The sequence below is a fragment of the uncultured Methanobrevibacter sp. genome, assembly GCF_947169325.1.
In the GTDB taxonomy this organism is placed as follows: domain Archaea; phylum Methanobacteriota; class Methanobacteria; order Methanobacteriales; family Methanobacteriaceae; genus Methanocatella.
Window position 1 is genome coordinate 1 of record NZ_CAMVPN010000083.1, and the last position, 9789, is coordinate 9789.

A 9789-nucleotide genomic window follows, 5' to 3' on the forward strand; every position below is an offset into this window, starting at 1 on the left:
ACAATATATTTTTTGGTTTGCGAATCCCCGCCCTCTACAGGGCGGGGAGGTTCAACGCATCGGAGTAATAATCGGCCTTGTTGTTGATGATTCTGCAGCACAGCTCGCAGATCCACTCCTTGTCGAATGGGTTTGTTATTTTCTTTTCCATTTTGGAGTAATATTCCCATGCTGATTTAAGCGAAAGAAATGCGGTTTTGTAATCTTTTTTCTCAAAGAAGTGTCTGGCGCTTGTTAAAGCGAAGCTCAAATGGTCATGATAGTCGTTTTCAACTTCCTCATTATCCTTGAGATATCCCATGTATGGAATGTCCGGAACTCCTATGTCGTTTCCGTCACCTATAGGGTCTCCCACTTGCCATTCTCTCATGTTTTCACCGGTTGTGTTGAATTTTAAAAAAGAAGAATGGGAGAATTGGTGATTCTCCGTTTCGCTGAATCTAAAATGCGACTGGTGTCAGGCTGTTGTCTTTGTTGAAGTCTTTCAGTTGTGTCATCAGTTTTGACATGTCATCTGCATTGTCGCTCCAGAAGACAATGATAAACTGTTCCTTGTCCAATTCAACAAGTTCCACAATTCCCTGATTGTGGTTTTCGGTATCTGTGAAGTTAGCTGTGTTGTCTGGGTTCTTCTCCAGTTTGAAGTCGTCATCAGCTTTCAGATAATCGTCACCGTCAGTCTTTAGGATATCGTCTACAGCATCGTCGTTGTCCTCGTCAGTGGTTTCAATGGAGCGGAATATGCCTATTCCTGAGGTGTTTGTGTCCTCAAAGTATATTGTAAAGTCTGTGTCCTTGAAACTTGAAGTGTATATTTTTTCGTCAACTTTGAAATCATCTGCATTGGCCGCAAATGCACAGCCAATCAGGAGTGTGGATATTGCTAGAATCAATAACAGTTTCTTCATTTCATAACCTCCTAAAGTTCAAAAAGAACCTTTGATAATATGTAAATGAATGATTCTATTTAAAACTTTTTAAAATTGGAATTAATTTTCAGCAATTTGATTTTTCATTGAATTTTATTCAAATTAGGTCATCTGATGGGGAAAATTATTTTTCTTAGGATGTAAAAGTACTTATGCAATTTTGTAGATAATATGTTTTGATGAAAAACGATTCGCTTAGGATGTATGATGACTTTACTGATGTGGTTGTCGGCGAGAAATTCGTCTCTGCAGATGCCGTCCTGGAGGTTTTGAAGAAATATTCGTCAACGATTTCGGTATTCGACCTGATGAAAGTAAATGGCGAGATGATTGAGGATTCCAAATATGTTCAGGATTCGTATAAGCAAAAGAGTCATGCAGTTTATGCAAAATACTTTTTGGGCCGAATCCGTGACATTTCAGGTGACGACCATAGATATGACAAGAGCATCGACAAGGGGGAGTTCATAGATTCGGTTGCCACCTTAAGGTCATACCACATCAACGAATCCCATACCTCCAAAACCAAATTCCCTCTCATATACGGAATCGTTTCCATTTATACAACTTTCATTCTAGAAGAGCCAATCCATCCTGTGGGGACTCCGTTTCCCGGATCTCTTGAGGTTGAGGAGCATGACGGCAAATACTACTGTCCGGTGAAGGATGCCAATCTCGAATCACCTAATGCGGTCTGCAAAATGTGCATTGCAGAGCAGCTTGAATTCTAACGTTAAATTCAGTATCTTGACCATTGATAAGCTATTCTTTCAGACCCGTCCCTGACATAAACAGTTCCGCATTTTTCAAATCCGTTCCTTTCGATTTGCTTTTGCATTATCAGATTGCTTTTGTGGGTGTCTATCCTAATGTTGTCGGATATGCCTTTGCAGTAATCTATTGCGCATTTGAAAATGCCGTGCACTTCCCCGTCGCTTGATATTCTATGAACGGTAACATACGGGTCATCATTTAGCCACTGGCCGTCATCAATATGTTCATATGATGGTTCGACACCTTCAAAAAGGGCAAAGACTCCGTGAATTTTTTCTTCCCCGCAAATCAAACGGCAGACTTCATTTTCAATGTCACTAGCAATCAACTCTCTGCTTGGATAGGAACGGCCCCACTGATTGGGATTTCCTGATTCAATCATGAAATCCTGCGCTATGAGGTAAATGTTCATTATCGCATCCAAATCATCAGGTTCTGCTTTTCTAATATTCATATTATTAGATTTTCCAATCTTTAATTTAAATCTTGCCTATTTGAAAAAATATATTAACTCATCAATTTATAATATTGATTATAAGGTGATATTATGGACATGAAAAAAATATCAATCATGACTATTGTAGCTGTTATTGCAATCGTAGCATGTTCAGCAGCATTTGCCGCCCAGCAGCAGGATAATGTCATTGAAATCGATAACATCGAGTTCAATACAACAAACGTGACCAAATTCATTTTCTTCAATAATATGGATGAGGGCGAAAATGTCATTGCTTCATATTACATTGACGAGGACGATTCAGGATATACATTATGCGTTTTGAACTGCTCTGAAATGAACGAATCCGAATTTGACTTGACCTATTCCGGATGGATAGAGGATGAGAGAAATGAATCCGCATCCACAAATGAGACTAACGGATTTGAAATATTCTCTGTGAAAGCAAATAATGGAAACAATATTGGAGATGCCCGATATTCTGCGTATAAGGAGTTTAAGGACATGAAAACAGCAGTATATGTCTCAACACCTGATGCGAATGAAACAGCCAAGATAATTTCAACTTTGAAAGTCAATTAAGGGGCGGATGATTTGCTTAAAAAGTACAATATGCACATCTTCATTGCGATAGTTGCGGTGTTGACTGCCTATGACCTTCTTAACTGGGATGGCATTTCAATTGTCCGCAAACTTGTGAATCTCTTTGCAGTCTTAGGTGTTCTTCATGAAATTGAGGAGAAATACTGGCCGGGAGGGTTTCATAAGCTGATGCTTAAGAAATTCGAGATTAATGCAGATGATTTTGATGTGGAAAGTGCAAATTTTGCCGTATTTGTATTCTGGATGGTCTATCTTGCGTTAGGTTATATAGGCGCTAATATGGTATTTTTCTTTTTGATGACCATTGTGCTGTCGATTTTTGAAGCGTTCATCCACACCGCAGGAATCAAAATCCACAATCTCAACAAGCCATACACTCCTGGAATGGTCACAGCATGGCTTATGGCGATTGCGGCGATATATTCAGTCATACGATTGAACGGCATTGCAGCTCCAATCGATTATCTAATTGCAATAGTTCTTTTTGTCGTGAGCTTTGCGATATTGGCTTCAAGGATATGGAGCAGTGCAGGAATCACAAGAAAAGATATGTTTGAAAAAATAAGACAATAATATGGAGAATATAAATGCGATTTGGTCGGGTTCTGTTAAAAGTACCACATCTGTTATGCTAAGATATTTTTTAAAATTCTATTTAAAGGTTAATAGCCTCAACAGTTCACAGGTTAGTGTAAACTTTAATTAACTTGTGAATTATAAGTTAAAGTATGAATATATTAAATCTTTTAACTGAAAGTTTAATGGACAATAAGAAACTGATAATCGGTCTGTATATATTGTTTATAATCTTTTTTGTTTTGGCATGGGTTCTCTCAGGTTCCATAATGGAGGGGGCTATGGCTAAAATTCCTGCTTCAAATGCCACTGCTCCGGGCATGAGCGGTGATGATGTAGTTGACATTTTCATCCATAATGCCTGGGGAGGAGTCGTGTCATATGTCGCTTCAATATTTTTTGGAATTCCTGCAGTTTTAATTCTGATATATAACGGCATTAATTTGGGATTTTTTGGGCAGATGTTTGACCAGCTCGTCCCAAATGGCGGTCTGAAATTTATAGTTTATCTGATTCCTCATGGAATTTTTGAAATTACCGCAACAGTCATTCAGTCCGCAGCTGGAGTGCTTCTGTTTCTATTCATCTGGAGATTCATCAAGGCCTGGAGAAGCAGCGAAACAGATGGCGCTTCAGATGCATTTGAAAAGACAAAAAAGATACTGATTCAGAGTCTTGTGCTGATGGTCTTTGCAACAGTACTGATTCTTATTGCAGCACCTATTGAAGCGTATTTTTCAGTTCCGTTTTCCGAATTCATTGTTGGCACTTAAAAACAGTGCATAAATCTTTTTGAGGTGATGGCATTATAGTGTTTAGCTTTGGCTGGTCCGGAAGGTGTCAATGAATATCTGGACCTCATCCATTGTCTCGAAGGTTCCTCTGAAATACTTGTAGATGCCGTCCCCGTCAAGGTTTAAGTCATCAAGCTCAATGAAAACGGTGTACTCCTCTGAATTCTTGAAGACATATGTCTCATATCTCTGCTGTGTTTTGTTGGAGTCAAGTTTTTCATATTCTTTGTCGTTTTCAAAGCCTTCAAGATCATCAATGCCTTCATTGCGCTCGCCCAAAAGCAGACAGACCACCTTCTCATCAGGATAGAGATAGGATGTTCCAACATCAAAGAGACTCAGTTCAACTCCGCTATCGTTTGTCAGATTGTCGCTCAAATTAAAAAATGCCTCGTTTGTGTAGTTGAATTCATGTGTTTTTATGCTGTCGGCCGATACGGCACTGCATGCTGCAATCATCACAAGAGCGATTGCAAAAGCAATTATGATTTTTTTAATGATTTCACTTCCCAGTAAATTATTGTGGTTTTAGATAGTGATTAATAGTATTTATTCTTTTTTAAAAATATCTTCTATTAATGTCTCATTAAATATTTTAAAAATTGATTTAATGGGTTATGATTAATTTTTTTAAACAACATTAGCATAGGGCAGTGAATTTGGAAAAATAGCTTTTATTCAAGCTCATTTTAAATCATTTGCAGTTGCTGCTGGTCCTTTTCTAACTGATTAGAAATCCCTTATATACCAAATCCGACAAAGATATCTTCAATGGAATTTAAAAACAATCTTCTTCTGACATTGTATATGGTACTGGTTGGAGCTGTTGCGGGGCTCATCATATGGTGCTTCATCAGAGGCATGAACTTTGGAATCAATATCCTGTGGGGATATCTGCCAGGTCTCATTGATTTTAAATACTATACTATTGTAGTGTGTTTGGCAGGAGGGATTCTGATTGGCCTTTGGAAAAGCAGGTACGGTGACATTCCCGAAGACTTGAACGCCGTCATCAGCACTGTCAAGGAACATCACAGGTATTCCTACAGCAACATCTTTCCTCTGATTGTCTCTTCAATACTGCCGCTGATTTTCGGAGCAAGCATAGGGCCTGAAGCAGGTCTTACGGGTATCATTGCAGGGCTCTACACATGGATGGGCGACAAGCTTAAGATATTCAATGAGGAGCTTGAGGAACTGGCCCACATCGGTATTACTGCAACTTTGGGAACAGTGTTTGCATCACCTATGTTCGGTTTTGTCGAGCCAATAGAAAACGAGCAAAGCGGCCTTCCCGAGTCATCCAAAAACATCCTGTATTTCGTGGCTATTTTAAGTTCATTTGGAATATTCATCTTTTTAAACAGGCTTACACACAACCAGGCAGGTCTGCATTCAATCGGAACTGCAGCATTGACAAATCTGAACTATCCGGGCATCATACTGCTGATAGCTTTGGGAATCATCCTTTCATATGTGTATTTTATTAGTCATAAGATGTCTAAGAAGTTGTTTACTCCACTTGAAGGTAATTTCATTTTAAAGGGAGCTATCGGTGGACTTGTCTTGGGAATCTGTGGAACTCTCCTTCCTCTGACGATGTTTTCAGGTGAACATCAGATTTATCTTCTAATGGATTCAGGTGTCCAGCTGGTGTTATTGCGCTGGTCTTAACAAGTGTGCTTAAGATTGTTCTTACAAACGTCTGCATTGACACTGGTCTTAAGGGAGGGCATTTCTTTCCTCTGATATTTTCAGGAACTGCAATGGGATATGCATTGAGCATTCCTCTGGGAATGGATCCGGTAATTTCAATGTCAATCGTTACTGCGGCATTTTTGGCAAGCATCATGAGAAAGCCGATTGCAGTGGTGCTGTTGCTGATGATAATTTTCCCAATGAATCTGATTCCGTTTATGCTGGTGGCGGCTGTTGTAGCTTGTCTTTTCAGGATTCCTGAGTTTTTGGACGTGACTTAGGAATATCTGCCCTCAATATATTTTAATTTTTTTGTGCAAAAATTCTCCGGCTTTAAGCCGGAGAGATTTAAGATGGTTCTTATTTGAATTCAAGGGTTGAAGCAATCTTGACGGTTTCATTCAACTCCTTACATTCGATGAAAACTGAAGTCTGCAGGTCATCATTGTCAATGACTGTGTAATACATCATTCCGTCTTCTGTTTCGTTTTCATATATCTGAATTTCATCGACTGTTTGGGTAGTGAGGTTTTCAAATTCTGCCATGAACTCCTCTATTGATGTTTTGTATCCGGACTGGTTCATCTTGCTTTCGTTATAGATAGTGATGTAGGATTCATTATTTTCTCCACCACAGTATGTTGTCATGATGCCAGTGTCGTTGTCATAGGAGTCTTCACTGTAAAATGTGAATTCGGTTATGTTTGTTGTGTTGAATTTGATGTTTTCAATTTCTATTACGTTGTCCTGTGCGGCATATGCTGCTGAAAGTGCAATGATGGCAATCACAGTGGCAATGCCTATGATTTTGATTTTTTTGATGTCCATAATATCACCATATGATATTTTTCAAAGGAATTATATTTAAATACTTTCAAATTCGGTTATATTAATGTTTTTTCAAAACGTTATGGTGTTCAAGATGGAATATATTTCATTATCATTTTGGTGTTTTATATTGGAAATTGCAGAGAAAATAGAATATTTTTTTGTCTATGTGTTAAAAAAGAAGATATAAGAACATATTTAATCTAACATTCATACTATTTGAAATATATTGGGATGAGTGTTCATCCCTTAAAAAATGATATTGTTGTTTATAAGGAGAGTTTGGAGGTACTCTATTTTTTTATCTTTTTTAGAGAGTTCATCATCTTTTTTAGAGAGTTCACTATCTTTTTTGGAAATCTCAGATTTTAGTTGTTTACGTTCTATTTCTCCTTCTGCTAATTGTGTTTTCATCCTTTCGATAAAGGATAGTTTTTCCATTTCCTCTTCTTGCATTTTTTCTGTAATCATGGTAATCAACTCCATAATTTTTTCATCATCATTGAAATGGTATTTTATCATCATACACAATGATGTATGCAAATCGTATTGAAATTCCTTGTTTATATTTTCAATGGAAGTGAAGAGCATTGTCAATCTTTCCATCATGTCTTCGGCATATGGTTTTTTAGCAAAAATCATGCAGTAGGTGAATTGCACATAATCTTCCTTTGAAAATTCTTCTTTACTGTAATCTTTTTCATTTAAAGTATTTAAGATTTTGTAAAGTCTTTTCTTATAAAATATGATTAAATAGATAATGAATAGGAACCCTTCGACAAAACCCACTAAAAACTTTGATTTGTATTCGTAATTAGTTGCTACAAAGGGGTAACATGGCTTTTTAAGTTTTATCATTGTGTTTAACCAGTAATTGAATATGACTTCTATTTTTTCATTTTTGATTTTGCCGGTTTCCTGTTCGACATTAATTGCAGCTTCCCTTTTAATCATTCCATCATCAGGCAGTACTGATTCAAGATGGTCCATATTCAAATTCCCGCAGCCTTTGATGAATATGTTTGTATCCTCTATATTTTTAAAAATTCCCGGTAAACCTAAGAGTTTATGGTTTGTTTCTGGATAATGTGCAATGTTATCTCTAAACAGGAAATCAAAGGGCATGGTAGTTATTTTGTTTCTCATTATTTCAGATACGATTTGCTGTATTTTAGTTCGTTTTGAATTATTGTTCATAGTTATACACCTTTTTTAACAACAGTTTGATTGTAGTCTATTTTATGTTTTACATACTATATAAACTTAATTTTTAATATAACTTATTTTTATAGGGTTATATTAATTTTAGATTTCAAATACAATTTTATAAATTAAAATAAATAATATGGGCTTAGATAAATTTTGCATTAAAAAGTCAATTGTAGTGTAGGGTTGATATTGTGTGTGGTTAAATTAATTAATAATGGGGAGGGGACATGAAATTTACGGGACAGGATTCGGCCGAATATTTTCATTTGAAATATTCGAGACCCTTTTGCAGAGGCATATTTGATTTTCCCGAGTTTTGACATTAACGTCACGCTTTTTTAAATAACATTATAATATCATCATAAACACAATCTTTATATACTATTGCAACCAACATTAATATATCTGCAATGTGATTGTGCAGATGTTTGAATAACCATCATTATTGAAGTGATTATCATGAATTTAGACGAAAAACTGATTGAATGCGAAGAATTGTATAAATGTGATGATTATAGGGGACTAATTGAGAAATGCGACGAAATCCTTGAGGAATTTCCGGACAACCAGAACGCTGTTGGATACAAGGGAATCTCACTCTGCTTTTTGGATGAGTACGATGAAGCCATAAATGTGCTCAGCGAAGGAATCGAACGCTACCCTGACAACTACTATCTCAAAAACAATCTTGCAATGGTATACTATGATTTGGGCGACTATGAAAAGTCCCTCAAGCTTTGTGAGGAAGGCCTGAAAATCAAGGAATTCGACTGGCTATGCGAAAACAAGTTCAAAAACCTGATAAAACTTGGCAGAATCGAAGAGGCAATCGACTTTGAAGATGGCCTTAGCGAAGGCATCAATCTTCCTCTGGTATTTATTGAAGAGGACATGGTCGAGCATGAGCTGGATTATTTCTCCCATCTCTTAAAGCGCAATCCCGATGATTATTATGTCATTGAGATGATCAAACATATTGCAGCCCACAGATACGCTGACATGACTCCTGAGGTCGGCGACTATTATCTTAAATGGATTGGCTGCATCAAATCATCTGACGGTGAACTGTCATTTGAATGTGGAAATTCAAATTTAGGGGAATATGCCAGATTTAAGGTATTCTCATTCGAGTCAGTCATGAAAAGGCTTCCTGGAAAATGCCACAAATTGGATGAGGTCAAAAATGAACTTGTAGCATTCGATGATGAAGAGCTTGACGCATTCATAAATCGCCTAATTGAACTTGAATACATTGTCCAAACTGAAGAAGGCTGCATAGAACTTGCAGGGGGCAATGATGTTGTTGACACTGTTGTTGACAATTCACGTCTGGAGGAGTTGACAAAACAGCAGATAACTCCTCAGATGGAAAGTGAAGTCTTTGCATTGCTTAAGGAGGCAAGACTCTTCCTGCCGGTAGATTTTGGCCCTGACACATTCAAAGAAATTGAAAACTCAAAGCCAGGCGATAAAATAGAGGGTCCTGAAGGATTCACCATCCAGGCACTGACAGACCATGATGGAAGAAAGGCGGTGCCTTTGTTTACCAGTGAAAAAATGATGAAGGAGGCAGGTGCCCTCACATCAGTGATGGTAATCTATATGGGTGATTTGGCAGGAATGCTTAAGCAGACTGACAAGTATTCAGTAATCGCCATGAATCCTTTCACAAGATATAACTTGAACATGCCGATTGGTGCATTTTTGGCGCTATTCGATTGAAAATAGTTTAAAAAAGATTTATAAAAATCTTAACATTATATTGCACTTAAAAAGCCATATTGGGCAATGGATGGCATTGACGATAAAAAAGATGATGGCTACAAAAGGCCAGCCGACCTTAAAATATCAAGGGATAATGAAAACGACTCTTTCAAAAACTTTGTTGATTTGAAATTTTCTGATGAAAGTTAGCTCTGAA

Annotated in this window: 14 protein-coding genes; 8 read left to right on the forward strand and 6 right to left on the reverse strand. The window is 37.3% G+C overall.

Annotated features, from left to right (window positions below; all coding sequences use genetic code 11):
- Positions 1–34: 34 nt before the first annotated feature.
- Positions 35–370: a hypothetical protein gene (locus tag Q0W26_RS09915; RefSeq protein WP_298524660.1), complete on the reverse strand. Its 336-nt coding sequence runs from the start codon at positions 368–370 to the stop codon at positions 35–37.
- Between the two features lie 70 nt (positions 371–440).
- Positions 441–908 (reverse strand): hypothetical protein, encoded by a 468-nt coding sequence (locus Q0W26_RS09920; protein ID WP_298524662.1) that lies wholly within the window; start codon positions 906–908, stop codon positions 441–443.
- A 200-nt stretch (positions 909–1108) separates the two neighbouring features.
- On the opposite strand from Q0W26_RS09920, the gene Q0W26_RS09925 reads away from it, so the two are divergent.
- Positions 1109–1660, forward strand: a complete 552-nt coding sequence (locus Q0W26_RS09925; protein WP_298524665.1) for a DUF2115 domain-containing protein — start codon at positions 1109–1111, stop codon at positions 1658–1660.
- A gap of 8 nt (positions 1661–1668) precedes the next feature.
- Here the strand turns inward: Q0W26_RS09925 and Q0W26_RS09930 are convergent, their stop codons facing one another.
- Complete coding sequence (locus tag Q0W26_RS09930; protein ID WP_298524668.1) at positions 1669–2157, reverse strand: hypothetical protein; 489 nt, start codon at positions 2155–2157, stop codon at positions 1669–1671.
- 93 nt (positions 2158–2250) lie between these two features.
- Between Q0W26_RS09930 and Q0W26_RS09935 the strand changes: the two genes are divergently transcribed.
- The 3 genes from Q0W26_RS09935 to Q0W26_RS09945 all read left to right on the forward strand — a co-directional run bounded on the left by Q0W26_RS09935 (position 2251) and on the right by Q0W26_RS09945 (position 4112).
- Positions 2251–2742, forward strand: coding sequence for a hypothetical protein (locus Q0W26_RS09935; protein WP_298524671.1), 492 nt, complete (start codon positions 2251–2253; stop codon positions 2740–2742).
- Positions 2743–2754: 12 nt separating this feature from the next.
- Entirely contained in the window at positions 2755–3336 is a 582-nt protein-coding gene (locus Q0W26_RS09940) for an HXXEE domain-containing protein (protein WP_298524673.1), read from the forward strand.
- Positions 3337–3524: 188 nt separating this feature from the next.
- Complete coding sequence (locus Q0W26_RS09945; RefSeq protein WP_298524676.1) at positions 3525–4112, forward strand: stage II sporulation protein M; 588 nt, start codon at positions 3525–3527, stop codon at positions 4110–4112.
- Positions 4113–4154: 42 nt separating this feature from the next.
- On the opposite strand, the gene Q0W26_RS09950 is transcribed toward Q0W26_RS09945, so the two are convergent.
- Positions 4155–4595 (reverse strand): hypothetical protein, encoded by a 441-nt coding sequence (locus Q0W26_RS09950; protein ID WP_298524679.1) that lies wholly within the window; start codon positions 4593–4595, stop codon positions 4155–4157.
- A 309-nt stretch (positions 4596–4904) separates the two neighbouring features.
- Between Q0W26_RS09950 and Q0W26_RS09955 the strand changes: the two genes are divergently transcribed.
- Positions 4905–5807, forward strand: coding sequence for a chloride channel protein (locus Q0W26_RS09955; RefSeq protein WP_298524682.1), 903 nt, complete (start codon positions 4905–4907; stop codon positions 5805–5807).
- A 5-nt stretch (positions 5808–5812) separates the two neighbouring features.
- The gene (locus tag Q0W26_RS09960) at positions 5813–6112 is read left to right on the forward strand and encodes a chloride channel protein (RefSeq protein WP_298524685.1); all 300 of its coding nucleotides are present in this window, start codon (positions 5813–5815) and stop codon (positions 6110–6112) included.
- A 79-nt stretch (positions 6113–6191) separates the two neighbouring features.
- On the opposite strand, the gene Q0W26_RS09965 is transcribed toward Q0W26_RS09960, so the two are convergent.
- The gene (locus tag Q0W26_RS09965; protein WP_298524688.1) at positions 6192–6659 is read right to left on the reverse strand and encodes a hypothetical protein; all 468 of its coding nucleotides are present in this window, start codon (positions 6657–6659) and stop codon (positions 6192–6194) included.
- Between the two features lie 249 nt (positions 6660–6908).
- Positions 6909–7856, reverse strand: coding sequence for a hypothetical protein (locus Q0W26_RS09970; RefSeq protein WP_298524692.1), 948 nt, complete (start codon positions 7854–7856; stop codon positions 6909–6911).
- Between the two features lie 471 nt (positions 7857–8327).
- Between Q0W26_RS09970 and Q0W26_RS09975 the strand changes: the two genes are divergently transcribed.
- Positions 8328–9590, forward strand: coding sequence for an SseB family protein (locus Q0W26_RS09975; protein ID WP_298524695.1), 1263 nt, complete (start codon positions 8328–8330; stop codon positions 9588–9590).
- Positions 9591–9656: 66 nt separating this feature from the next.
- Positions 9657–9782: a hypothetical protein gene (locus Q0W26_RS09980; protein WP_298524699.1), complete on the forward strand. Its 126-nt coding sequence runs from the start codon at positions 9657–9659 to the stop codon at positions 9780–9782.
- Positions 9783–9789 lie beyond the last annotated feature (7 nt).

What these genes read in the sequence shown, in the direction of transcription:
- Q0W26_RS09915 (WP_298524660.1), bottom strand. Translation starts at nt 370, where the DNA reads ATGAGAGAATGGCAAGTGGGAGACCCTATAGGTGACGGAAACGACATA.
- Q0W26_RS09920 (WP_298524662.1), bottom strand. Translation starts at nt 908, where the DNA reads ATGAAGAAACTGTTATTGATTCTAGCAATATCCACACTCCTGATTGGC.
- Q0W26_RS09925 (WP_298524665.1), top strand. Translation starts at nt 1,109, where the DNA reads ATGAAAAACGATTCGCTTAGGATGTATGATGACTTTACTGATGTGGTT.
- Q0W26_RS09930 (WP_298524668.1), bottom strand. Translation starts at nt 2,157, where the DNA reads ATGAATATTAGAAAAGCAGAACCTGATGATTTGGATGCGATAATGAAC.
- Q0W26_RS09935 (WP_298524671.1), top strand. Translation starts at nt 2,251, where the DNA reads ATGGACATGAAAAAAATATCAATCATGACTATTGTAGCTGTTATTGCA.
- Q0W26_RS09945 (WP_298524676.1), top strand. Translation starts at nt 3,525, where the DNA reads ATGGACAATAAGAAACTGATAATCGGTCTGTATATATTGTTTATAATC.
- Q0W26_RS09955 (WP_298524682.1), top strand. Translation starts at nt 4,905, where the DNA reads ATGGAATTTAAAAACAATCTTCTTCTGACATTGTATATGGTACTGGTT.
- Q0W26_RS09965 (WP_298524688.1), bottom strand. Translation starts at nt 6,659, where the DNA reads ATGGACATCAAAAAAATCAAAATCATAGGCATTGCCACTGTGATTGCC.
- Q0W26_RS09970 (WP_298524692.1), bottom strand. Translation starts at nt 7,856, where the DNA reads ATGAACAATAATTCAAAACGAACTAAAATACAGCAAATCGTATCTGAA.
- Q0W26_RS09975 (WP_298524695.1), top strand. Translation starts at nt 8,328, where the DNA reads ATGAATTTAGACGAAAAACTGATTGAATGCGAAGAATTGTATAAATGT.
- Q0W26_RS09980 (WP_298524699.1), top strand. Translation starts at nt 9,657, where the DNA reads ATGGATGGCATTGACGATAAAAAAGATGATGGCTACAAAAGGCCAGCC.